Source organism: Streptomyces sp. NBC_00335 (genome assembly GCF_036127095.1).
Taxonomy (GTDB): Bacteria; Actinomycetota; Actinomycetes; order Streptomycetales; family Streptomycetaceae; genus Streptomyces.
The window spans coordinates 6303952-6327791 of the sequence record NZ_CP108006.1 but is presented as its reverse complement, the minus strand read 5'-3'; the positions used below and the strand labels follow the sequence as shown (position 1 = coordinate 6327791).

The 23840-nt window shown below is 71.1% G+C and carries 19 protein-coding genes; 1 reads left to right on the top strand and 18 read right to left on the bottom strand.

Annotation, left to right across the window (positions count from 1 at the left end):
* Positions 1 to 5 precede the first annotated feature (5 nt).
* The 5 genes from OHA37_RS28705 to OHA37_RS28685 all read right to left on the bottom strand — a co-directional run bounded on the left by OHA37_RS28705 (position 6) and on the right by OHA37_RS28685 (position 5040).
* Positions 6 to 1598: a Na+/H+ antiporter gene (locus tag OHA37_RS28705; RefSeq protein ID WP_266909451.1), complete on the bottom strand. Its 1593-nt coding sequence runs from the start codon at positions 1596 to 1598 to the stop codon at positions 6 to 8.
* A 248-nt stretch (positions 1599 to 1846) separates the two neighbouring features.
* A complete protein-coding gene (locus OHA37_RS28700) occupies positions 1847 to 2341 on the bottom strand; it encodes a GNAT family N-acetyltransferase (protein WP_266909450.1) in 495 nt (164 codons plus the stop codon).
* Complete coding sequence (locus tag OHA37_RS28695; protein ID WP_266909448.1) at positions 2338 to 3279, bottom strand: RluA family pseudouridine synthase; 942 nt, start codon at positions 3277 to 3279, stop codon at positions 2338 to 2340. Before OHA37_RS28695 ends, OHA37_RS28700 begins: the two co-directional genes overlap by 4 nt.
* Before the next feature lie 87 nt (positions 3280 to 3366).
* Positions 3367 to 3930 (bottom strand): signal peptidase II, encoded by a 564-nt coding sequence (lspA, locus tag OHA37_RS28690; protein WP_266909447.1) that lies wholly within the window; start codon positions 3928 to 3930, stop codon positions 3367 to 3369.
* Positions 3931 to 4149: 219 nt separating this feature from the next.
* Positions 4150 to 5040, bottom strand: a complete 891-nt coding sequence (locus OHA37_RS28685; protein WP_328694406.1) for a TraR/DksA family transcriptional regulator — start codon at positions 5038 to 5040, stop codon at positions 4150 to 4152.
* 611 nt (positions 5041 to 5651) lie between these two features.
* Between OHA37_RS28685 and ileS the strand changes: the two genes are divergently transcribed.
* A complete protein-coding gene (gene ileS, locus OHA37_RS28680) occupies positions 5652 to 8798 on the top strand; it encodes an isoleucine--tRNA ligase (protein ID WP_266909445.1) in 3147 nt (1048 codons plus the stop codon).
* A gap of 406 nt (positions 8799 to 9204) precedes the next feature.
* On the opposite strand, the gene OHA37_RS28675 is transcribed toward ileS, so the two are convergent.
* From OHA37_RS28675 to OHA37_RS28615, 13 genes are all read right to left on the bottom strand, one after another.
* On the bottom strand, positions 9205 to 10476 hold the full coding sequence (locus OHA37_RS28675) for a DivIVA domain-containing protein (protein ID WP_266909444.1): 1272 nt from the start codon (positions 10474 to 10476) through the stop codon (positions 9205 to 9207).
* A gap of 82 nt (positions 10477 to 10558) precedes the next feature.
* Positions 10559 to 10855 (bottom strand): YggT family protein, encoded by a 297-nt coding sequence (locus OHA37_RS28670; protein WP_112450285.1) that lies wholly within the window; start codon positions 10853 to 10855, stop codon positions 10559 to 10561.
* Between the two features lie 60 nt (positions 10856 to 10915).
* Positions 10916 to 11536 carry a cell division protein SepF gene (locus tag OHA37_RS28665; RefSeq protein ID WP_266909443.1) on the bottom strand — a complete coding sequence of 207 codons (621 nt, stop codon included), beginning with the start codon at positions 11534 to 11536 and terminating at the stop codon, positions 10916 to 10918.
* 151 nt (positions 11537 to 11687) lie between these two features.
* Entirely contained in the window at positions 11688 to 12407 is a 720-nt protein-coding gene (locus OHA37_RS28660; RefSeq protein WP_266909442.1) for a YggS family pyridoxal phosphate-dependent enzyme, read from the bottom strand.
* A gap of 3 nt (positions 12408 to 12410) precedes the next feature.
* Positions 12411 to 13142, bottom strand: coding sequence for a peptidoglycan editing factor PgeF (gene pgeF / locus OHA37_RS28655; RefSeq protein WP_266909441.1), 732 nt, complete (start codon positions 13140 to 13142; stop codon positions 12411 to 12413).
* On the bottom strand, positions 13139 to 14338 hold the full coding sequence (gene ftsZ / locus OHA37_RS28650; protein WP_243330151.1) for a cell division protein FtsZ: 1200 nt from the start codon (positions 14336 to 14338) through the stop codon (positions 13139 to 13141). Before ftsZ ends, pgeF begins: the two co-directional genes overlap by 4 nt.
* A 280-nt stretch (positions 14339 to 14618) precedes the next feature.
* Positions 14619 to 15494: a cell division protein FtsQ/DivIB gene (locus OHA37_RS28645; RefSeq protein ID WP_323182367.1), complete on the bottom strand. Its 876-nt coding sequence runs from the start codon at positions 15492 to 15494 to the stop codon at positions 14619 to 14621.
* A gap of 31 nt (positions 15495 to 15525) precedes the next feature.
* A complete protein-coding gene (gene murG / locus OHA37_RS28640) occupies positions 15526 to 16620 on the bottom strand; it encodes an undecaprenyldiphospho-muramoylpentapeptide beta-N-acetylglucosaminyltransferase (protein ID WP_266909440.1) in 1095 nt (364 codons plus the stop codon).
* A gap of 6 nt (positions 16621 to 16626) precedes the next feature.
* Positions 16627 to 17940 (bottom strand): putative lipid II flippase FtsW, encoded by a 1314-nt coding sequence (ftsW, locus tag OHA37_RS28635; RefSeq protein WP_266913164.1) that lies wholly within the window; start codon positions 17938 to 17940, stop codon positions 16627 to 16629.
* A 227-nt stretch (positions 17941 to 18167) separates the two neighbouring features.
* The gene (murD, locus tag OHA37_RS28630) at positions 18168 to 19637 is read right to left on the bottom strand and encodes a UDP-N-acetylmuramoyl-L-alanine--D-glutamate ligase (protein ID WP_266909439.1); all 1470 of its coding nucleotides are present in this window, start codon (positions 19635 to 19637) and stop codon (positions 18168 to 18170) included.
* Positions 19619 to 20689 (bottom strand): phospho-N-acetylmuramoyl-pentapeptide-transferase, encoded by a 1071-nt coding sequence (gene mraY / locus OHA37_RS28625; RefSeq protein ID WP_266909437.1) that lies wholly within the window; start codon positions 20687 to 20689, stop codon positions 19619 to 19621. Before mraY ends, murD begins: the two co-directional genes overlap by 19 nt.
* Complete coding sequence (locus OHA37_RS28620) at positions 20686 to 22104, bottom strand: UDP-N-acetylmuramoyl-tripeptide--D-alanyl-D-alanine ligase (protein ID WP_266909436.1); 1419 nt, start codon at positions 22102 to 22104, stop codon at positions 20686 to 20688. Before OHA37_RS28620 ends, mraY begins: the two co-directional genes overlap by 4 nt.
* The gene (locus OHA37_RS28615; RefSeq protein WP_266909435.1) at positions 22101 to 23801 is read right to left on the bottom strand and encodes a UDP-N-acetylmuramoyl-L-alanyl-D-glutamate--2,6-diaminopimelate ligase; all 1701 of its coding nucleotides are present in this window, start codon (positions 23799 to 23801) and stop codon (positions 22101 to 22103) included. Before OHA37_RS28615 ends, OHA37_RS28620 begins: the two co-directional genes overlap by 4 nt.
* Positions 23802 to 23840 lie beyond the last annotated feature (39 nt).

The following is a 23840-nucleotide window of genomic DNA, read 5'->3' as shown; positions in this document are numbered from 1 at the left end:
CACGGCTACGGACTGCGCAGACTGCGCACGTCCAAGTGCCTCAGCACCCGGTCGACGATCTCCGGGTCGGCTCCGGGTTCGCTGCGCGCGGCCAGCACCTCGTGCCGGGCGGCGGACATCATCTCCCGCTGGATGCGCTGCACGTCGCGGATCCGCTCCACCCGCTTCGCGTACGCCTCCCGCCGCTCCTCGTCGACCATGTCGGGGCTGATCCTGGCGCCCACGTCGTACGCCCTGCGGTAGAGCACCTCCACCAGGTCCTCGGGCAGGTCCTCCACCTCCTCGATCTCCTTGAGCCGCCGCTTCGCGGCCTTGGCGGCGCGGATCGCCAGCGCCCGGGCGATCTCCGCCTCCGCGTCCGAGTCGGCCTCCACGCCGAGCCGGCGGACCAGCCACGGCAGGGTCAGCCCCTGGAGCACCAGGGTGGTCATGATCACGGCGAAGGCGATGAAGACGATCTCCTGCCGGGCCGGGAAGGGATCCCCCGCGTCCGTCTCGAAGGGAAGGGCGAGCGCCAGCGCCACGGAGGCCACTCCCCGCATGCCCGCCCACCACATCACCACGGACTCCCGCCAGCTCAGCGGGATCTCCTCCTCGTAGTCGCGCCGCGAGTGAAGCCGTTTCGCGAGCCAGCCGGCCGGCAGCAGCCACACCAGCCGTACGCCGACCACCACCCCGACCACAACCGCCGCCCACCCGGCCATCTCCCAGGCGCGACCGCTCGCCGCCCCGAACACGTGGTGCAGCTCCAGCCCGATCAGCCCGAAGGCGACACCGGTGACCAGCATGTCGACGACCTCCCAGAACGTGTGCCCGGCGAGCCGGCCCAGCACGTCGTCGGCGTCGGTCGCGTATTCGGCGAGGAACAGCGCCGTGGTCAGCACGGCCAGCACCCCGGAGCCCCGGAACTCCTCCGCCAGTACGTACGCCACGAACGGCACCAGCAGCGTCAGCCCGATCTGGAGCGTGGCATCGCCGAGCCGCCCCATGAGCCGGTTGGCGGCCCAGCCGAGCCCGAGCCCCACGGCGACGGCCACGACGGCCGACAGCACGAACTCGCCGAGCGCCTCGGGCCACGAGAAGGTGCCGCTGACGGCGGCGGCGATGGCCACGTGGTAGAGCACGATGGCGGTGACGTCGTTGAAGAGCCCCTCGCCCTCCAGGATCGACACCATGCGCCGGGGCAGCCCGAGCGATCCGGCCACGGCGGTGGCGGCGACGGGGTCGGGCGGGGCGACGAGCGCGCCGAGCGCGACGGCCGCGGCGATCGAGAGCCCCGGCACCAGGGCGTGCGCGGTGAAGGCGACGGCCGCGGTGGTCACGAAGACAAGGGCGACGGCCAGCAGCAGGATGGGCCGCACATTGGCGGCGAACTGCCGCCAGGAGGTCCGCTGCACGGAGGCGTACAGCAGCGGGGGCAGCACCAGCGGCAGGATGAACTCGGGCGGGATGTCGACATTGGGCACGACGGGCACCAGGGCGAGCACCACCCCGCCGAGCGTCATCAGCACCGGCGCGGGCAACCCCAGCCGGTCCCCGAGCGGCACCGTCACCACGGCCCCGAGCAACAACACGAACAACAGCAGGAGCTGATCCACTCCCACACCCTGCCAGCCCACTGCGCCCGGCGAGGCGGACCGGGGTGCGTGTCGGGCGCAGCCGATCCGGCCGCACCGCCGCTTGTGTTTTCAGCCGTCCGGCGTTTGAGGACCGGGGTCCGGGGCGGAGCCCCGGGGGGTCTTTCAGCCCCGCCGGCGTTGGAGGCGCGGGTCTGGGCGGAGCCCGGGGAACGGCGGAAGGGCGGGCAGGGGACGGCCCCGCAGGGCCGCTTGCACCCCTGCCCGGGCTACGGCAGGGCGCGCCTCATCGACCGGTGCGGAATACCCGCGTCCTCGAACTCCGGCCCGTAGGCCTCGTACCCGAGCCGCTCGTAGAACCCCATCGCATGGGTCTGGGCACCCAGATCGACGGCGGACAGCCCCAGCCGACCCGCCTCCGTCTCGATCGCCCGCACCAGCGCGACCCCGACCCCGAGCCCGCGCGCGGCCTTGGAGACGGCCAGCCGCCCGAGCGAGCCGACCTCCGCGGAGCCCGTCTTGCCCAGGGCCCGCGGCCCGTACAGCAGCCGGCCGGTGCCCAGCGGCACCCCGTCCGGCCCCTCGGCCAGCACGTGCAGCGCGATCTCGTCGTACGCGTCGTACTCGATCGACTCCGGCACCGACTGCTCGACCACGAAGACCTCGGTCCGCACCGCGAAGCAGGCCTTCAGGTCCGCTTCGTTGTCGACGACCCGCACGACGACAGCGCCGACAGCGCCGGCACCGCCGGCGCCGCCGGTCACTCGCTCTCCTTGCGGATCACGTCCAGCGCGTTCTGCAGGTCCGCCGGGTACGTGCTCGCGAACTCGACCCACTGCCCGTCCGACGGGTGCTCGAACCCGAGCCGCACCGCGTGCAGCCACTGCCGCGTGAGCCCGAGGCGCTTCGCGACGGTCGGGTCGGCGCCGTACGTCAGGTCGCCGACGCAGGGGTGCTTGTGCGCGGCCATGTGCACGCGGATCTGGTGCGTGCGCCCGGTCTCCAGCTTGATGTCCAGCAGGGAGGCGGCGCGGAAGGCCTCGATCAGGTCGTAGTGGGTGACGGAGGGCTTGCCCTCCTGGGTCACGGCCCACTTGTAGTCGGCGGTGGGGTGCCGCCCGATCGGCGCGTCGATCGTGCCGCTCATCGGGTCCGGGTGGCCCTGCACCAGCGCGTGGTAGCGCTTGTCGACGATCCGCTCGCGGAACTGGTTCTTCAGCGAGGTGTACGCGCGCTCCGACTTCGCGACGGCCATCAGGCCGGAGGTGCCGACGTCGAGCCGGTGCACGATGCCCTGGCGCTCGGAGGCGCCGGAGGTGGAGATGCGGTAGCCGGCGGCGGCGAGGCCGCCGATGACGGTGGTGCCGGTCCAGCCGGGGCTGGGGTGGGCGGCGACGCCGACCGGCTTCATGATGACGACGATGTCGTCGTCGTCATGGACGATCTCCATGCCGGGGACGGGTTCGGCGACGAGCTCGACCTTCCGCGGCGGCTCGGGCATCTCGACTTCGAGCCAGGCGCCACCGTGCACACGCTCGGACTTCCCGACGACACTGCCGTCGACCAGCACCTTTCCCGCAGCCGCGAGTTCGGCCGCCTTCGTCCGGGAAAAACCGAACATACGGGCGATTGCGGCGTCGACGCGCTCGCCCTCTAGGCCATCGGGTACGGGCAGGGTGCGGATCTCGGGAATCGTACTCACCTGTCGAGTATGCAGGACTCGACAGAAGACCATTCCCGCGATCAGCCCCCGATCAGCCCGCGATCAGCCCGCCGCCCGCTTGCCGGGTCAGTCCTTGTGGACGGTGCCGTCCGGGTCCAGGCCCTTGAAGGACAGCAGGACGATCAGGATCCCGCCGCACACGATCGCCGAGTCCGCGAGGTTGAAGACGGCGAAGTGGGCGGGTGCGATGAAGTCGACGACCGCTCCGCGGAAGACGCCCGGCGAGCGGAAGATCCGGTCGGTCAGATTGCCCAGCGCCCCGCCCAGCAGCAGGCCCAGCGCGATGGCCCAGGGCAGGCTGTACAGCTTCCGCGCGAGGCGCACGATCACCACGATGACGGTGGCCGCGATGCAGGTGAAGATGATCGTGAAGGCCTCGCCGAAGCCGAAGGCCGCGCCGGGATTGCGGATCGCGTCGAACTTCAGCAGGTCTCCGATGACCTGGATCGACGGCTGGTGCTCCAGCTTCGCGACGACCAGCATCTTGCTGCCCAGGTCGACGAGATAGGCGAGAAGCGCCACGACGAGCAGCGCGACGATCCGCCGCCGCCCCTTGGGCGCCGCGGATTCGGGCTGGGTGCCGTCGTCCCCGACCTCCGGCGTACCGATGATGCGCTCCGCCTCTGCCACGTGAGTCCCTCGAACTAGCTCGAACCAGGTTGTTGGACGGCACCGCGCCGCCGACCCGCCAGGTGCCTGGACCCTGACGAGACACGAGAGTACGTCAGGGCGCCCTTCGGCCGCCGCCCCGGCCGGACCTCGACCGGAGCCCACCGGCACCGGCCCGGGGCCCTGCGGCGCCCGCCAGGCGCCCTCACGGCACCCTCACGGCCTCCGCCCGGCTCCCGCTCAGTGCCGCCGCTCCTGCTTCTGCTTGCAGTCCACGCACAGCGTGGCCCGCGGGAACGCCTGCATCCGTGCCTTGCCGATGGGCTGGCCGCAGTTCTCGCAGAGGCCGTACGTGCCCGCCTCCAGCCGTTCCAGCGCGCGCTCGGTCTGCTCCAGCATCGAGTTGGCGTTCGCGGCGAGGGCGAGCTCGGACTCCCGGGTGATGTTCTTGGTCCCGGTGTCGGCCTGGTCGTCGCCCGCGCCGTCGCCGGAGTCCCGCATCAGCCCGGAGATGGCCGCGTCGGAGGCCTGGAGCTCGGCGCGCAGCCGCAGCACCTCGCTCTGCAGCTCGGTCCGCGCCTCGGAGACCTCCGCCGGGGTCCAGGGGTCCTCGCCGGGCCGTACGGCGAGCTCGCCGGGCGCCAGGCCCGCCGTGCCCCGCGCCTTGGGCAGCCCGCTGGTCGCGGCCGTGGCCGTCTTCCTGGCCGTGCCGGTGCTCTTCTTGGCAACCACTTTCCGGGCTCCCGTCTCGTGCGCGGCCTGCGCCGCCCCCTCGGCCCCGGCCGTCTTGGCCGTGGCCTTCTTCGCGGCGGTCTTCTTGACCGCCGTCTTCCTGACGGCGGCCGTCTCCTCGGCGGGCGCCTTCCCGGCTGCCGCCTTCTTCGCGCCGGCGGCCTTCGTCCCGGCCGCCGCCGTCTTCGAGGCCGCCTTCTTCGCGGCCGCCGCCTTCTTCCCGGCGGCAGCCCCTTCCACCGGTCCGGCCTCCGGATCCGGAGCCGCCACCGCCGACACCATCTCCGTCACCGGCTCCTGCGCCGGCTTCTCCGCAGCCTTCCCGACAGCCTTCTTGGCAGTACTCCCGGCGGTCTTCTTCGCCACCATGGCCGCGGCCCCTTCACATACTGTGATCATTGCTCGCGAATCGTGCCGGAACGATAAATCGGCTCCGGCCCCGCGGCAACGGGGCACGCGTCCATCGAGGTCAACCTGCATCCGTTGTGCCCAGCGGGGAGCCCGGTAATCCGCCCCACCCACCCCACCGCACCCCGGAGCGGCCCGTCGGCCCATTCGGGTCAATCCGATCCCGGTCCGAGCCCGGGTCGGAGCCCGGTCCGAGCCCCGGTCCGAGCCCGGGTCCAGACCCCGGTCCGCGCCCCGCCCGGACCCTCGCGCCACGCCCCGTAAACCGGTCTGCCGACGCGCCCCCCGGCCCGTACACTGGGCCCAGCGAGAAGCATGGATGGGGACGAGTAGCGTCGGACGCAGCCAGGAGCGACCCGGGGACGGTGAGAGCCCGGGGGCGAGCGCGATGCGAAGGATCACCCCGGAGCCGCCGGAAGAAAGCCCACCGGGATTCCCGTAGGGCGAGTAGAACCGGCTTCGCACCCCAATGAGGGGGCCGACGGACCGCAGGTCCGCAGGCCAAGGAGGGTGGTACCGCGGGAGCAGTCCCTGATCTTCAGGGCATGGTTCTCGTCCCTCCGGACGGAAGTGACACCCCGCCGGAGGAAGAGTTCAGCCTCATGACCACACCGCCGCAGTACCGCCCGGTACCCGCCCAGGTCGACCTGCCTGCCCTTGAGCACGCCGTCCTCGACTTCTGGCGCGAGAGCAAGACCTTCGCCAAGACCCTGGAGCAGTCCGAGGGACGCCCCGAGTGGGTCTTCTACGAGGGCCCGCCCACCGCGAACGGCATGCCCGGCGCGCACCACATCGAGGCCCGCGTCTTCAAGGACGTCTTCCCCCGCTTCCGCACCATGCGCGGCTACCACGTGGCCCGCAAGGCCGGCTGGGACTGCCACGGCCTGCCCGTCGAGCTCGCCGTCGAGAAGGAACTGGGCTTCAACGGCAAGAAGGACATCGAGGCGTACGGCATCGCCGAGTTCAACGCCAAGTGCCGCGAGTCGGTGACCCGCCACACCGATGCGTTCACCGAGCTCACCAACCGGATGGGCTACTGGGTCGACCTCGACGACGCCTACCGCACCATGGACCCCGAGTACGTCGAGTCCGTGTGGTGGTCGCTGAAGGAGATCTTCAACAAGGGCCTGCTCACCCAGGACCACCGCGTCGCGCCCTGGTGCCCCCGCTGCGGCACCGGCCTCTCGGACCACGAGCTGGCCCAGGGCTACGAGACGGTCGTCGACCCCTCGGTCTACGTCCGCTTCCCGCTGACCTCCGGCCCCCTCGCGGGCGAGGCGGCGCTGGTCGTCTGGACGACCACCCCCTGGACCCTGGTCTCCAACACCGCGGTGGCCGCGCACCCCGACGTCACCTACGTCGTGGCGACCAACGGCGAAGAGAAGCTCGTCGTCGCCCAGCCGCTGCTGGAGAAGTCCCTCGGCGAGGGCTGGGAGGCCACCGGCGAGTCCTTCACGGGCAAGGAGATGGAGCGCTGGACGTACCAGCGCCCCTTCGACCTGGTCGAGTTCCCCGCCCCCGCCCACTACGTCGTGAACGCCGAGTACGTCACGACCGAGGACGGCACCGGTCTGGTCCACCAGTCCCCCGCCTTCGGCGCCGACGACCTCGCGGTCTGCCGCGCGTACGGCCTGCCCGTCGTGAACCCGGTCCGCCCCGACGGCACCTTCGAGGAGGAGGTCCCGCTCGTCGGCGGCGTCTTCTTCAAGAAGGCCGACGAGAAGCTGACCGCCGACCTCGACGCGCGCGGCCTGCTCTTCAAGCACATCGCCTACGAGCACAGCTACCCGCACTGCTGGCGCTGCCACACCGCCCTGCTCTACTACGCGCAGCCGTCCTGGTACGTCCGCACCACCGCCGTCAAGGACGCGATGCTGCGGGAGAACGAGAAGACCAACTGGTTCCCGGACTCCGTCAAGCAGGGCCGCTTCGGCGACTGGCTGAACAACAACATCGACTGGGCGCTGTCCCGCAACCGCTACTGGGGCACCCCGCTGCCCATCTGGCGCTGCGAGGACAACCACCTCACCTGCGTGGGCTCCCTGGCCGAGCTGAGCGACCTGACGGGCACGGACCAGTCGAACCTGGACCCGCACCGCCCGTACATCGACGAGGTCACCTTCCCCTGCACGGCCGAGGGCTGCACCCGCACCTCGGTGCGCGTGCCGGAGGTCATCGACGCCTGGTACGACTCGGGTTCGATGCCGTTCGCGCAGTGGGGCTACCCGCACAAGAACAAGGAGATCTTCGAGAAGCGCTACCCGGCGCAGTTCATCTCGGAGGCCATCGACCAGACCCGCGGGTGGTTCTACACCCTGATGGCGGTCGGCACCCTCGTCTTCGACAAGTCCTCCTACGAGAACGTGGTCTGCCTGGGCCACATCCTCGCCGAGGACGGCCGCAAGATGTCCAAGCACCTGGGCAACACCCTCGAACCGATCCAGCTGATGGACACGCACGGCGCGGACGCCGTCCGCTGGTTCATGGCGGCCGGCGGCTCTCCGTGGGCGGCGCGCCGCGTCGGCCACGGCACGATCCAGGAGGTCGTCCGCAAGACGCTCCTCACGTACTGGAACACGGTCGCCTTCCAGGCCCTGTACGCACGCACGTCGAACTGGGCCCCCTCGGCCTCCGACCCGGCGCCCGCGGACCGCACGGTCCTGGACCGCTGGCTGCTCTCGGAGCTGCACACCCTCACCACCGAGGTCACGGAGGCGATGGAGTCCTACGACACCCAGCGCGCCGGCAAGCTGCTCTCCTCCTTCGTGGACGACCTCTCCAACTGGTACGTCCGCCGCTCGCGGCGCCGCTTCTGGCAGGGCGACGCGGCCGCGCTGCGCACCCTGCACGAGGTCGTGGAGACGGTCACCCGCCTCCTCGCCCCACTCACCCCCTTCATCACGGAGCGGGTCTGGCAGGACATGATCGTCCCGGTCACCCCGGACGCCCCGGAGTCGGTGCACCTGACCACGTGGCCGGTCCCGGACGCCTCGGCCATCGACCCGGCGCTGTCCCAGCAGATGCAGCTGGTACGCCGCCTCGTGGAGCTGGGCCGCGCGACGCGCGCCGAGTCGGGCGTGAAGACCCGCCAGCCGCTGTCCCGTGCGCTGGTCGCCGTATCGGGCTTCGAGACCCTCTCCCCCGAGCTGCACTCGCAGATCACGGAGGAGCTGAACGTCTCCTCGCTGGCCTCCCTCTCGGAGGTCGGCGGGTCCCTGGTCGACACCACGGCCAAGGCGAACTTCCGCGCGCTGGGCAAGCGCTTCGGCAAGGGCGTGCAGGACGTGGCGAAGGCGGTCGCCGCGGCCGACGCGGCGGCGCTGTCCCTGGCCCTGCGTTCCGGTGAGGCCTCGGTGGAGGTGAACGGCGAGCCCGTCGCCCTCACCCCCGAGGAGGTCATCATCACGGAGACCCCGCGCGAGGGCTGGTCGGTGGCGTCCGACTCCGGCGCGACGGTCGCCCTGGACCTGGAGATCACCCCGGAGCTGCGTCTGGCGGGCCTGGCCCGTGACGCGATCCGCCTGATCCAGGAGGCCCGGAAGAACTCCGGCCTCGACGTCGCGGACCGCATCGCCCTGCGCTGGTCCTCGTCGGACCCCGAGCTGGTGGCAGCGCTGACCGACCACGCTTCGCTGATCGCCGACGAGGTCCTGGCCACGGACTACGCCTCCGGCGAGGCGGACGCCACGTACGGCGACCCGTTCACGGACGAGCCCCTGGGCCTCACCTTCCGCCTCCGCAAGGCGTAGCCCCCGGCCCGAAGCGGCCCGTGCCCCCTTCCCCGGGGGGTGCGGGCCGTTTCGCGTTTCCCCTACCCGCCCTTCCGCCGTTCCCCGGGCGCTGCCCGGACCCGCGCCTCAAACGCTGGCCACATCCAGCCCCGCCGGCGTTTGAGGCGCGGGGTCTGGGGCGGAGCCCCAGGGGGTCCGGGCGCAGCCCGGGCCCCCTGCTTTCAGCCCGTCCGGCGTTTGAGGCGCGGGTCAGGGCCGACCCTGGGAACGGTGGAAGGGCGGGTAGGGGACTTCCGCCCCGCGCAGCGGCGTGCGCCCGGCCCGCGGGGGCCTCGCACCGTCCGGGTACGGAAACGGGCCGGGCCCGGTGCCCCCGAAGGGGAACCGGGCCCGGCCCGTACCGTCTGCCGACGGATGATGCCGCTTAGTTGTCGTCCTCGTCGATCAGGAAGCCCCGCATGGGAGACGGCGCCTGCTGCATCGGCTGCGGAGCAGCCGGCCGCACCGGAGCCATCGGCTGCGTCATGGCCGGGGACATCTGCTGCTGGCCGCCACCGTAGGAGGGGGCCATCGGGGACGGACCGCCCATCGGCGACGGGCCACCCATCGACGGGCCACCCATGGAGTGCATCGCACCGGCCGGAGCCATCGACGGGGTCGGCGACGGCGGCAGCGCGGGACCGGCGGGGTTCCGCGGCGGAGCCAGCGAGTCGTCGGCCTGCGTCTCCAGCTGGCGCAGCTGCGACTCCAGGTAGGACTTCAGGCGGGTGCGGTACTCACGCTCGAAGCCCCGCAGGTCCTCGACCTTGCGCTCCAGCGTGGCGCGGGCGGACTCCAGGGAGCCCATCGCGACGCGGTGCTTCTCCTGTGCGTCCCGCTCCAGCGCGTCGGCCTTGGCGCGGGCGTCCCGCTCCAGGCCCTCGGCGCGCGACCGGGCCTCGCCGACGATCTTGTTGGCCTCGGAGCGGGCCTCCGCGATCGCCTGGTCGGCGGTCTGCTGCGCGAGCGACAGGACGCGGGCGGCGCTGTCGCCACCGGGACCCTGCTGCGGAAGCTGCTGCGGCTGCTGGTGCATCTGCTGGCCCATCGGCTGCATCTGCTGGCCCATGGGCTGCATCTGCTGCCCCATCGGCTGGCCCATCTGCTGGCCGAGCGGGTTCTGGCCACCCATGGACTGCTGCTGCTGTGCCTGCATCGGGCCGCCCATCAGGCCGGGACCCTGCTGGCCCATGCCCTGCTGGCCCATGCCCTGCTGACCCATGCCCTGCTGGCCCATCTGCTGCTGCCCACCCATGGTGTGCTGCTGCATGGGGTTGCCCATCGGGCCGGGACCCTGCTGGCCGTGCCCACCGGGGCCGGCCGGAAGCTGAGGCGGGCCACCCGGAAGCTGCGGCGGACCCATCTGGGGCTGCTGCTGCGGGGGGCCGGATATGGCCGCGGGCACGGGGGCTCCGGGGCCACGCTGGCCTCCACCGTCCTGGGGGTCCGGCTTGCGCATGCCCTGCTGCTGGTTCTGCGCGGCGGCACGCGTGGCGGCCGCCAGCTTGGCGCGCAGGTCCTCGTTCTCGCGCAGCAGGCGCGTCAGTTCGGACTCGACCTCGTCGAGGAAGGCGTCGACCTCGTCCTCGTCATAGCCTTCTCGCAGGCGGACGGTCGTGAACTGCTTGTTCCGCACGTCCTCGGGAGTCAGCGGCATGTCTTCTTCACCTCTACGTAGTCGTCGGCAGTCGGCAGGACCGTATCGGGACTGTCCCCGCGCCTGCGGGGAAGCTCATCGTTCACACGCTTCTCGCAGCGGTGCTCACGAAACTGATGAGGATGTAAACGATGATCATCAGAACGAAGAAGGACAGGTCGAGTGCCACGCCCCCGAGACGCAACGGCGGGATGAGCCGCCGAAGAAGCTTGAGCGGTGGATCGGTGACAGTGTAGGTGGCCTCCAGAACGACCACCATCGCCTTGCCGGGTGTCCATGAACGTGCGAACTGGAACACGTAGTCCATGACCAGTCGGAAGATCAGCACGATGAGGAAGCACATCAGCGCGATGTAAACCACTTGCAGTGCTACGCCCATCCCGCGCTTCCCTCTCCCCTGCTTCCGCCCTGTACCCGGTCCCGTATCTGACGGATCGGTCTAGCTTTGGTTGAAGAACCCGCCCTCCGCGATGCGGGCCTTGTCCTCCGCCGTGACATCGACGTTAGCAGGAGACAGCAGGAACACCTTCTGTGTCACGCGTTCAATGCTGCCGTGCAGACCGAAGACGAGACCTGCGGCGAAGTCGACCAGACGCTTGGCGTCCGTGTCATCCATCTCCGTGAGATTCATGATCACCGGAGTGCCCTCACGGAAGTGTTCCCCGATGGTACGGGCCTCGTTGTAGGTCCGGGGGTGCAGCGTCGTGATGCGGTACGGCTCCCGCTCGGAGACGACCTTGGGCATGATCACGGGGGCGTTCTTCTCCAGATTCGAGCGTTCGGGTGTGATGGACGCCACGGGGGCGATTCGCGCAGGACGTCCGTTTTCAACCGGCATTGAGATGGGTTCTCTTGGTGCCGGAGGCTGGGCAACTCGTACCGGTTCGTCCGATACGGGCGTTTGATGCGAAACGGGCTGCTGCCGGCGATCCCGCTCGCGCGATCGCTCCGGCTCCGGCTCGGGTTCGAACTCGTCGTCGGGGTCGTACCCCGGGTTGTCGTACCGGTCGTCCTCCACGAGGCCGAGGTAGACCGCCATCTTGCGCATCGCGCCGGCCATTCTCTGAGTCCTCCGCTCTGTGGTGGATCGCCCTGTCGCAGGTGTATCGCCGTGTCACGAATGTCACCAACTGCCCGCGATCCACGTGGCCTGTCCGCTCATCAGCGGAAATGACCATATTTTCTGCTGTGGTCCGACTTTCTTCGCGACGTTACCCGAGCCGGGGTCTCGCGCCGAGTACCGCAGTGCCGACGCGTACATGTGTCGCACCGGCCGCAACGGCCTGTTCCAGGTCTGCGCTCATCCCGGCCGACACCATCGTGGCAGCCGGATGGTCCGCGCGCAGGCGGGATGACAATTCCACCAGCCGCTCGAAGGCCGCTTGTTCGCGTCCCGCGTAGCGCCCGGCCAGCGGAGCGACCGTCATGAGGCCGTCGATGCGCAGCCCCGGGGCCGCCGCCACGAGGTCCGCCAACTCGGCGAGCTGCTCGGGCGCCGCGCCACCGCGGGCCCCCCGTTCGCCCGACTCGGCGTCGAGGGCGATCTGCACCAGGCAGCCCAGTTCCCGTCCGGCGCCCTCCGCGGCCGCCGAGAGGGCTGCCACGAGCTTGGGGCGGTCGACGGACTGCACGAGATGCGCGTATCCCGCCACGGAACGGACTTTGTTCGTCTGCAACTGGCCGACGAAGTGCCAGGTGAGCGGCAGATCCGCACAGGCCTCGGCCTTGGGGGCCGCGTCCTGGTCCCGGTTTTCCGCCACGTGACGGACACCCAGGTCCGCCAGCAGTCGTACGTCGCTCGACGGGTAGGTCTTGGTGACCACGATGAGGGTCACCTCTTCCCGCTTGCGCCCGGCGGCCGCGCAGGCGGCCCCGATCCGCCCCTCCACCCGCGCGAGGTTCTCGGCGAGCTCGGACTTACGATCCGTCATTCTTCAGTCCAACCAGACATATCCGGCAAGCCGCCCGGTCATCCGGTCGCGGCGGTACGAGAAGTGGTCCCGCGACTCCAGTGTGCAGACCGGCGACCGCCCGAGGTCGGCCACCCCCGCTTGCGCGAGCTGCGCGTGCACCCCGGCGACCACGTCGACGGCCGGTGTCCCCCAGCTGGTCTCGGCGTACGCGGCCGGCACCACCTCGGCGACCGCTTCCCGCATCTCGGCGGGAACCTCGTAGCAGCGCCCGCACACCGCCGGTCCGGTACGGGCCACCATGCGCGCGGGGTCGGCCCCGAGCGAGACCATCGCCTCGACGGCGGCGCCCACGACTCCGGCGACCAGCCCGGGCCGCCCGGCATGGGCGGCTCCCGCGATGCCGGCGACGGGGTCGGCCAGCAGGACGGGCGTGCAGTCGGCTGTGAGGACCGCGAGGGGAAGCCCCCGACGGGCGGTCACCACCGCGTCCACCGCGGGGATCTGCTGGTCCGGGCCCCACGGGCCGTCGACCACCGCCACCTCGCGGCCGTGCACCTGGTTCATCCAGACCACCCGGTCCGGCGCGATGCCCAGCGCCTTCGCCGCGGCGGCCCGGTTCGCGCGAACGGCGGCCGGGTCGTCTCCGACCGCGCCGCCGAGATTGAGCTCCTCGTACGGAACGGCGCTCACCCCGCCCCACCGGTCGGTGAAGGCGAAGTGGGCGCCGCTCGCGCTGTACTGCTCCAGGGTCACTTCAAGAAGTCCGGAACGTCCAGTTCTTCGGCCGGGCTGTCCTGGTACGGCCGGGCCGTCGGGACCTGCGGGGCCGGAGCCTCGGCGACCGGGACCGGCTCGCTGCGGACCGGCTCCTCGCGCGGGGTGACCGAGCCGAGTCCGCCGAAGGCCGGGCGGGCCGGCTCGGCGGCACGGACCGGAGCCGGGGCCGGCTCCTCGCGCTTGGTGGAGGCCGCGCCGATGACGTTGTCGCGGCGGGCCGGGGGCTGTCCGCCGTCGAACCCGGCCGCGATGACGGTGACCCGTACCTCGTCGCCGAGCGCGTCGTCGATGACGGCTCCGAAGATGATGTTCGCCTCGGGGTGCGCCGCCTCGCTCACCAGCTGCGCGGCCTCGTTGATCTCGAAGAGACCGAGGTCCGAGCCACCGGAGATGGAGAGCAGCACGCCACGGGCGCCATCGATGGACGCTTCCAGCAGCGGCGAGGAGATCGCCATCTCGGCTGCGGCCACCGCGCGGTCGTCGCCGCGGGCCGAGCCGATGCCCATCAGGGCCGAGCCCGCCTCGGACATCACGGACTTGACGTCCGCGAAGTCGAGGTTGATCAGACCCGGGGTCGTGATGAGGTCGGTGATGCCCTGGACGCCGGACAGCAGGACCTGGTCCGCCGACTTGAAGGCGTCCAGCACGCTGACCTGGCGGTCCGAGATGGACAGCAGTCGGTCGTTGGGGATGACGATGAGGGTGTCGACCTGCTCGCGGAGCTGGGCGATGCCGTCCTCGGCCTGGTTCGCGCGGCGCCGGCCCTCGAAGGTGAACGGCCGGGTGACCACACCGATCGTCAGGGCGCCCAGCGAGCGCGCGATGTTGGCGACGACAGGTGCGCCGCCGGTTCCGGTGCCGCCGCCTTCACCGGCGGTGACGAAGACCATGTCGGCCCCCTTGAGGACCTCCTCGATCTCCTCGCGGTGGTCCTCTGCCGCCTTGCGGCCGACATCCGGGTTGGCGCCGGCGCCAAGACCCCGGGTGAGTTCGCGACCGACGTCGAGCTTGACGTCGGCGTCGCTCATCAACAGCGCCTGGGCGTCTGTGTTGATGGCGATGAACTCGACGCCCTTGAGACCGACCTCGATCATTCGGTTGATGGCATTGACACCACCGCCGCCGACACCGATGACCTTGATGACTGCGAGGTAGTTCTGCGGTGCTGCCACGTCGAAGGCCTCTCGCCTCGAGTTACGTGTCGTTCGCCTCGCGGGCCTGCGGTGCGACGACTGATGCCGAAATTGGGACGGTCCGTACACGCCGACCCGAACCCTAACCCTGAAGTTTAGGGTTATGAGTGTGTCTGTTCCTTGGACTCTTCCGAACAGGACACTAAGTCGACAAGTAGCGCGTGTTCAACGAACACGCCGAACCTCCCGTTTTTCTTTTCACCCTATGTGATCACCCGTATCGGTGGCCAACCAGGGTGCGACGCTGTTCGACCGGACGTCAACTACCGGACACCGCCGGGGCGGTGGGGACGCTCACGTCGAATCGGTCAGCCTTGGGCGAGGCCTTCAGGAGCGCTGTCAGCGCGCGACCCTTCGCCGCGCCCTGTTCGCCGCTCCCCCAGACCACCGTCCGGCCGCCGGTCAACTCCAGTACCACCGAGTCGTAGGACCGGACCTTGACCTGCACGGTCTCCTTGCGGACGGATTCCGGGAGGACGCCGGCGATGGCGACGGCCTCGTGCAGCAGCCGTTCCTCGTCGAATCGGCGGCCGCTCGGAGACTGCTTCGAGCTCAGTTCGAGGAGCGGAACACCTGTCGGTGCTTGTCCGACCGTGTCGAATCGCACACCGGAAGCGTCCACTTCCACGAACTGCGCGTTCTTCTTGATGAGCAGAACGGGCTTGCGTTCCGTCACCTTCAACCCGATTCCGTGCGGCCAGGCCCGCACCACATCGACCGAATCGATGCGCGACAGGCGGCCGCGGATCCGGGCCTCGATCTCGTCGGTGTCCACGGACACCAGGGGTGCGCCGACGGGAACGGCCGCCGCCGCCAGTACCTGGTCCCGGGTCAGGACCTCGGTGCCGGCGGCGGTGACCTTCTCGACCCGGAGCCAGGAGGAGCCGTAGAGGATCCAGGTGCAGCCGGCGGCCAGGAGCAGGGCGAGGACCAGGCCGGCGACCACGAGGGGTCCCCGGCGCAGCCCTCCCGGGAGCCGTCCGCCGGGGCGCGGACCGCGGGATCCCCCGGGGCCCGATCCCTTGGGCGGCTTCGACGACTTGGGGGGCTTGGGCGCCCCCGGCCGCCTGAGCGGGCCGGAGCCCTCCCCGGCGGCTCCGGGGCCGCCACGCTGCGCGGTGCTCGCTCCGGCCACTCCTGTGCCTCCTGCGTCGGTGCTTCCCGCGTCAGCGGGCTCTGTTGGCTGCGATCGCCTCGTACACCATGCCGACGAGCAGGTCGTCGGCGTCCCGGCGGCCGAACTCGGCGGCGGCGCGGGACATCTCGTACAGGCGGTGCGGGTCGGCGAGGACCGGGAGGACCTGGCTGAGCACCCACTGGGGCGTCAGTTCCGCGTCGTCCACGAGCAGGCCGCCGCCGGCCTTGACCACCGGCTGGGCGTTGAGCCGCTGTTCGCCGTTGCCAATGGGCAGCGGGACGTAGGCGGCGGGCAGCCCGACGGCGGACAGTTCGGCGACGGTCATCGCGCCCGCGCGGCAGAGCATCATGTCGGCGGCGGCGTACGCGAGATCCATCCGGTCCACGTACGGTACCGGCACATACGGCGGCATCCCGGGCATGTTGTCGACACGCGGCAGTTCGTTCTTCGGGCCGACCGCGTGCAGGATCTGGACCCCGGAGCGCTGGAGGGTCGGCGCGACCTGCTCGATCACCTCGTTGAGGCGCCGGGCGCCCTGCGAGCCGCCGGAGACCAGCAGCGTCGGCAGGTTCGGGTCCAGGCCGAAGGCGGCGCGCGCCTCCGGGCGGACCAGTGCCCGGTCGAGGGTGGAGATGGAGCGGCGCAGCGGGATGCCCACGTAGCGGGCACCGCGCAGCTTGCTGTCGGGGGTGGAGACCGCGACGGCGAACGCGTACCGGGAGCCGATCTTGTTGGCCAGTCCGGGCCGGGCGTTGGCCTCGTGGACGATGATCGGCACCCCGAGGCGCTTGGCCGCGAGGTAGCCGGGCAGGGCCACGTAGCCGCCGAAGCCGACGACGCAGTCGGCCTTGGTGCGGATGAGGATCTCCTCCGCGGCCTTGATGGTGCCGCGCAGCCGTCCTGGGACGGTGATCAGCTCGGGTGTGGGCCTACGGGGCAACGGAACGGCCGGGATCAGTCCCAGCTCGTAGCCGCGCTCGGGCACCAGGCGGGTTTCGAGTCCGCGTTCGGTGCCGAGGGCGGTGATGCCCACGGAAGGGTCCTGCCTGCGCAGGGCATCCGCGAGGGCCAGCGCCGGCTCGATGTGGCCGGCGGTCCCCCCACCGGCGAGTACGACATGCACCGAAATTCACCGCTCTCCGGACGGACGCTTCTTGACGCGCCGTCTCATCGACTTCCATCTCTGCCCGGTCCGCGGCCGGCCGTTCTTGGGCCTCCGCATCGCGAGCGCCGCCCGTGCCGCCGGCTCCTCACGCGCGAAGGCGATGAGCAGTCCGACCGCGAACATGGTCGGCAGCAAGGCTGACCCACCGTAGGAGAACAGCGGGAGCGGGACCCCGGCGATCGGCAGCAGACCGAGCACCGCACCGATGTTGATCACGGCTTGCGCCGTGATCCAGGTGGTCACGCCTCCCGCGGCAAACCGTACGAAGGGGTCCTCCGTGCGTCCGGCCACGCGGATACCCGCATAGCCTAGGGCCGCGAACAGGGCGAGCACCGACAGCGTCCCCGCCAGCCCCAGTTCCTCACCGGTGATGGCGAAGATGAAGTCGGTGTGGGCCTCTGGCAGTTGCCCCCATTTTTCCACACTGGCACCCAGCCCGGAACCGAACCATCCGCCCGACGCGAGGGCGTAGATTCCGTGGACCGCCTGCCAGCACAGCCCGTTTTCGGGCAGCTCGGTCACTCCGATGCACTGGAGCCGGTCCATGCGGTGCGGGCTGGTCTTGATGAGCAGGGCGACGAGCACGCCCACGAAGGCCAGCACCCCGGCGAACATCCGCGTCGGCGCCCCGGCCAGCCACAACAGGCCGAACAGGATGGCTCCGAGGATCATCGCGGTGCCCATGTCCCCGCCCAGCATGATGAGCCCGAGCAGCAGGAAGGTGACCGGGACCAGCGGCACCAGCAGGTGCTTCCACTGGCTCAGCAGGTCCTTCTCGCCCTTGCGTGCCAGCAGGTCGGCGCCCCAGAGGATCAGTGCCAGTTTGCCGAACTCACTGGGCTGGAGCATGAACGGACCACCAAGGGAGATCCAATTCTGGTTGCCGTTGATCGACACTCCTATCCCGGGCACCTGGACCAGGACCATCAGGAAGAGCGTGCCGGTGAGCACCGGGTAGGACAGTGCCCGGTGGAGTTTGACGGGCATCCGGGAGGCGAGCAGCAGCAGTCCGGTGCCGATCGCGGCCGCCAGGAACTGCTTCTTGAAGAAGTAGGCGTCACCCAGGCCGAGCTGGAGCGCCTTGATCATGGAGGCCGAGTAGACCATCACCAGGCCGAGCACGGTGATGAGCAGCGAGCTGCCGAAGATCAGGTAATACGCCGTGAGGGGCCGGTCCCAGGCCCGGCGCAACTGCCGCTGCGTGCGCCGCAGCCGGGTCAGCGGTCCGCCCCCGGCGGGCCGCCTCGGACGTGCCGCGGCGCTCCCCCGGCCCAGCATCCGGCCGGCCCTGGGCGCTCTGGGTGCGCCGGGTCTGGCTCCCTTGGTGCCCTTGCCCTCTTTAGCAGTCTGGGCAGCCTTGGCGGTCCTGTCGTCGGACGGCCGCCGCCCCGGCAGCACTTGCTTGGCCGGCATCTGTGATCTTCCCCTCCAACTCGTACGGGGCGAGCAGCCGGCCGGCCGGAGGGAACCCGCCCCTGGGTCGAGCCGGACCCCAGGGGTCGTTCCTAGGCCCGCTCGGAGGCCAGTTCGCGCACCGCGTCGGCGAACGCGTCCCCACGCTTGCCGTAGTTCGCGAACATGTCCATCGAGGCACAGGCAGGTGCCAGCAGAACCGTGTCGCCGGGCTCCGCGAGCCGGGCCGCTTCCCGGACCGCCGCGAGCATCGCCCCAGTGTCGGTCCGTTCGAGGTCCACGACAGGGACCTCCGGGGCGTGTCGCGCCAGTGCCTCGGCGATCAGAGCCCGGTCCGCGCCGATCAGTACGACGCCCCGCAGGCGCTTGGCCGCCTTCTGTACGAGCTCGTCGAAGGTCGCACCCTTGGCGAGGCCGCCGGCGATCCAGACGACCGGCTCGAAGGCCGCCAGGGAGGCTTCCGCGGCGTGGGTGTTGGTGGCCTTGGAGTCGTTCACGTAGGTGACCCCGCCCACCTCGTCCACGTGGCTGACCCGGTGGGCGTCCGGCCGGAAGTCGCGCAGTCCGTCGCGGACGGCGCGCGGCTCCACGCCGAAGGCGCGGGCCAGGGCCGCGGCGGCGAGGGCGTTGGCGATGTTGTGCGGGGCCGGCGGGTTGACGTCCGCGACCTCGGCGAGTTCCTGGGCGTTCTTCTGCCGGTTCTCCACGAAGGCGCGGTCGACGAGGATGCCGTCGACGACGCCGAACATGGAGGGTCCGGGGGCGCCGAGGGTGAAGCCGATGGCCCGGCAGCCCTCTTCGACGTCCGCCTCCACGACCAGGTCCTCGGTGGCCTTGTCCGCGGCGTTGTAGACGCAGGCGACCGTGTTGCCCTCGTAGATCCGGCCCTTGTCGGCGGCGTACGCCTCCATGGAGCCGTGCCAGTCGAGGTGGTCCGGGGCCAGGTTCAGGACGGCCGCGGAGTGGGGGCGCACCGAGGGCGCCCAGTGCAGCTGGTAGCTGGAGAGCTCGACGGCGAGTACGTCGTACTGCTCCTCGCCGAGCACCACGTCGATGATCGGGGTGCCGATGTTGCCGACGGCCGCGGTGCGCAGCCCGGCCGCCTTGAGGATCGAGGCGAGCATCTGGGTGGTGGTGGTCTTGCCGTTGGTTCCGGTGATCGCCAGCCAGGGGGCCGGTTCCCTGCGGGGCTCACCGGACCGGGCGGCGCGCTGGTCCTCGGCGACCTCGCGCAGCAGCCACGCGATCTCGACGTCGCCGACCACGTCCACGCCGGCCGCGGCGGCTGCCGCGAACAGCGGGCTGTCGGGCTTCCAGCCGGGCGAGGTGACCACGAGGTCGGTGCCCGCGGGCAGGGTCTGCGCGTCCGCGAGGCGTACGGAGATGCCCGCCGCGTCCAGTTCCGCGGCCCGCGCACGGTGGCCCTCGCTGTCGCCGCCGTCCACGACGGTGACGACCGCGCCGAGGCCGGCCAGGGCGCGGGCGGCACTGATGCCGCTCACGCCGAGGCCGGCGACGGTGATGTTCTTGCCGTGCCAGGCGGTCACTTGTCGGCTGCCCATCCCGCGTAGAAGACTCCGAGGCCCACGATCACGCACATGCCCTGGATGATCCAGAACCGGACGACGACCAGGACTTCGGACCACCCCTTGAGTTCGAAGTGGTGCTGCAGCGGTGCCATCCGGAAGACGCGCTTGCCGGTCAGCTTGAAGGAGCCGACCTGGATGACGACCGACATGGTGATCAGGACGAAGAGGCCGCCGAGGAGCGCCATCAGGAACTCCGTGCGGGAGCAGATCGCGAGGCCGGCGAGCGCGCCGCCGAGGGCCAGCGAACCGGTGTCGCCCATGAAGATCTTGGCGGGCGAGGTGTTCCACCACAGGAAGCCGAAGCAGGCGCCCATCAGGGCCGCCGCGACGACCGCGAGGTCCAGTGGGTCCCGTACCTCGAAACAGGCGGCCGGGTTGGTCAGGGTCTGCGCGTTGGCGCAGGACTCCTGGTACTGCCAGACGCCGATGAAGGTGTACGCGCCGAAGACCATCACGGCGGCGCCGGTGGCCAGGCCGTCGAGACCGTCGGTCAGGTTCACGCCGTTGGACATCGCCAGGATCATGAACAGCGCCCAGACCACGAACAGCACCGGTCCGATCGCCCAGCCGAAGTCCGTGACGAACGACAGCTTGGTGGAGGCCGGAGCGAGCCCGCGCGCGTCCTTGAACTGCAGCGCGAGCACCGCGAAGGCGATGCCGACGATCAGCTGGCCGGCCATCTTGGCCTTGGCGCGCAGACCGAGCGAACGCTGCTTGACGATCTTGATGTAGTCGTCGAGGAAGCCCACCACGCCCATGCCCGCCATCAGCATGAGGACGAGGAGGCCCGAGAAGGTCGGCTGGCTTCCGGTGATCACCTTGGTGAGGGCGTACGCGATCAGTGTGGCCAGGATGAAGGAGATGCCGCCCATGGTGGGCGTGCCCTTCTTCCCGGCGTGACCGCGCGGCCCGTCGTCCCGGATGAACTGGCCGTAGCCCTTGCGGGCCAGACCCTTGATCAGCAACGGAGTGCCGATGAGGGTGAGGAAGAGTCCGATGACTCCGGAGAACAGGATCTGCCTCATCGGCCGGCGACCTCGCCGTCGAGCAGGGCCTGGGCCACCCGCTCCAGACCGGCTGACCTGGAAGCCTTCACCAGCACGACGTCTCCCGGGCGCAGTTCACTGCGCAACAGGTCGACCGCCGCCTGCGCGTCGGACACGAGCACCGACTCCTCACCCCACGAACCCTCGTTATATGCACCCAGTTGCAGCCAGGAGGCTTCCCTGCCCCCGACCGCGACCAGCTTGCTCACGTTGAGCCGGACGACAAGCCGTCCGACCGCGTCGTGCTCGGCGAGCGCGTCGTCTCCGAGCTCGGCCATCGGGCCGAGCACCGCCCACGTGCGGCCCCCGTTCGCCTTGCCGGCACCGCCCATCGCGGCGAGTGCGCGCAGTGCGGCCCGCATGGACTCGGGGTTTGCGTTGTAGGCGTCGTTGACGATCGTCACGCCGTCCGCCCGCTCGGTGACCTCCATCCGCCACCGGGACAGGCTGCCCGCCCCGGAGAGCGCGATGGCGATCTCCTCGGCCGACATGCCCAGTACGTGGGCGACGGCGGCCGCGGCGAGCGCGTTCGACACGTGGTGCTCACCGTACAGCCGCAAGGTCACGTCGCTGCACCCGGTCGGTGTTCGCAATGTGAAGGAAGGCTGCCCCCGGTCCGTCATCCGGACTTCGGTGGCCCTGATGTCCGCGTCCTCGGCCTCGCCGAACAGCACCGTACGGGCCTTCGTGCGCCCGGCCATGGCACGAACCAGCAGGTCATCGGCGTTGAGGACGGCGATGCCGCCCTCCGCCTCGGACGGCAGGGCCTCGACGAGCTCGCCCTTGGCCTGCGCGATCTGCTCCCGGCCGCCGAACTCTCCGATGTGCGCGGTGCCTACGTTGAGGACCAGGCCGATGCGCGGGGGCGTCAGGCCGGTGAGGTAGGCGATGTGGCCGATGCCGCGGGCGCCCATCTCCAGGACCAGGTGCTGCGTGTCCTCGGTGACCCTCAGCGTCGTGATCGGCAGGCCGATCTCGTTGTTGAGGTTCCCCGGGGTCCACACGGTCGGCGCGTGGTGCTGCAGGACCTGGGCGATCAGGTCCTTGGTGGAGGTCTTGCCGGCGGAGCCGGTGAGGGCCACGACGTCGGTGCCCAGGCGTTCGACGACGGCTCGGGCGAGCGCGCCGAGGGCGGCCACCACGTCGGGGACGACGATGGCCGGGACTCCGACGGGCCGGGTGGCGAGAACGGCCACCGCTCCGGCGGCCAGGGCGCGTTCGGCATAGTCGTGGCCGTCCACCCGCTCGCCGACGAAGGCGGCGAACAGGCTGCCGGCCTCGACCTCGCGGGAGTCGTAGACCACGGGGCCGGTGACCATGACGGACGGATCCGGTATGTCGTGGGGCTGCCCGCCGGTGATGTCGGCGATCTCGGCGAGGGAAAGGGCGATCACTGGTTGACCTCGGCCTGTCGGGGACGCTGGCGTGCTTGGGTCTCGATGGCCGCGCGCAGGACCGCGCGGTCGTCGAAGGGGCGTACGACGCCCGCGGTGTCCTGGCCCTGCTCGTGGCCCTTGCCGGCCACCAGCACGGTGTCTCCCGCCTCGGCGCGCGCGACGACGGCGGCGATGGCCGCCGCCCGGTCGGCGTCGACGAGGACGGTGCCCCGCTCGGCGGGCGGCACGGACACGGCGCCGCGGAACATCGCGGCGAGGATCACGAGGGGGTCCTCGGAGCGCGGGTTGTCGGAGGTCAGTACGGCGGTGTCGGCGAACCGGGCGGCCGCCGCGCCCATCGGGGCCCGCTTGGTGGTGTCGCGGTCGCCGCCGCAGCCGATGACCACGTGCAGCTTGCCGGTGGTGACCTCGCGCAGGGCCCGCAGGACCGATTCGACGGCGTCCGTCTTGTGCGCGTAGTCCACGACGGCCAGGTACGGCTGTCCCGCGTCGACGCGCTCCAGCCGTCCGGGCACCCCGGGGACCGCGGCGACGCCGTCGGCGGCGGTCTGCGGGTCGAGGCCGGCGGCGGCGAGCGTGACGACCGCGGCGACGGTGTTGGCCACGTTGAACGGGCCGGGCAGCGGGGCGGTGGCCGTGACCCGCTCGCCCGCGGGACCCACCAGGGTCAGGGTCGAGTCCATGTGGCGCGAGACCACGTCCTCGGCGCGCCAGTCGGCGGCCGGGTCGCCCGCGGCGGAGAAGGTCACGACCGGGATCGGCGACTCCTTGGCCAGGCGGCGGCCGTACTCGTCGTCGATGTTGACCACGCCGAGGCGGGCGCGGCGCTCGGTGAAGAGCTGCGCTTTGGCCTGGAAGTAGTCCTCCATGTCGGAGTGGAACTCCATGTGCTCCGGGCTCAGGTTGTTGAAGACGGCCACGTCGAAGACGCAGCCGTCGACCCGGCCGAGCACCAGGGCGTGGCTGGAGACCTCCATGGCGACCGCCTCGACGCCGCGTTCGCGCATGACCGCGAAGAGCGCCTGCAGGTCGGTGGCCTCGGGGGTGGTGCGCTCGGACTTGATGCGCTCGTCGCCGACGCGCATCTCGACGGTGCCGATGAGCCCCGTCTTGCGTCCGCCGCCGCGCAGTCCGCCCTCGACGAGGTACGCCGTGGTGGTCTTGCCGGAGGTGCCGGTGATGCCGATCTGGAGCAGGGCCTCGCCCGGCCTTCCGTAGACCGCGGCGGCCAGTTCTCCCATCCGGCCGCGCGGTTCGGCGACGGCGAGGACCGGGAGTCCGGTGGCCGCGGCGCGCTCCGCGCCGGCCGGATCGGTCAGCACGGCGGCGGCGCCGAGGGCGGCCGCCTGCGCGGCGAAGTCCGCGCCGTGCAGCTTGGCGCCCGGCAGGGCCGCGTACAGGTCTCCGGGGCGCACGGCACGGGAATCGTGCGTGATGCCGGTGATCCGCGTCTGCGCGCCGGGGACTTCCACTCCCAGCAGTTCCGCCAGCTCGCCGAGGGGGGTCGGGCGGACGGACAGGGGCCGTGGCGCTCCCGGCGGCGCTGCCGGTGCGTCGTTCTGGGTGGTTCTGGGCTGATCAGCGTGGGGCACGGCGGTGAGCGTACCGGGCCCGGCGGGCCGCTCGCGAAGCGAGGGCCCGGCCTCGGGGGCGACGGACGCGTGGTTCCCGGATTCGGGGGTGATCGTTGTCACTGATGGTGCCTCACGCTTTTCTGGGGCGGGCCGGCCGGG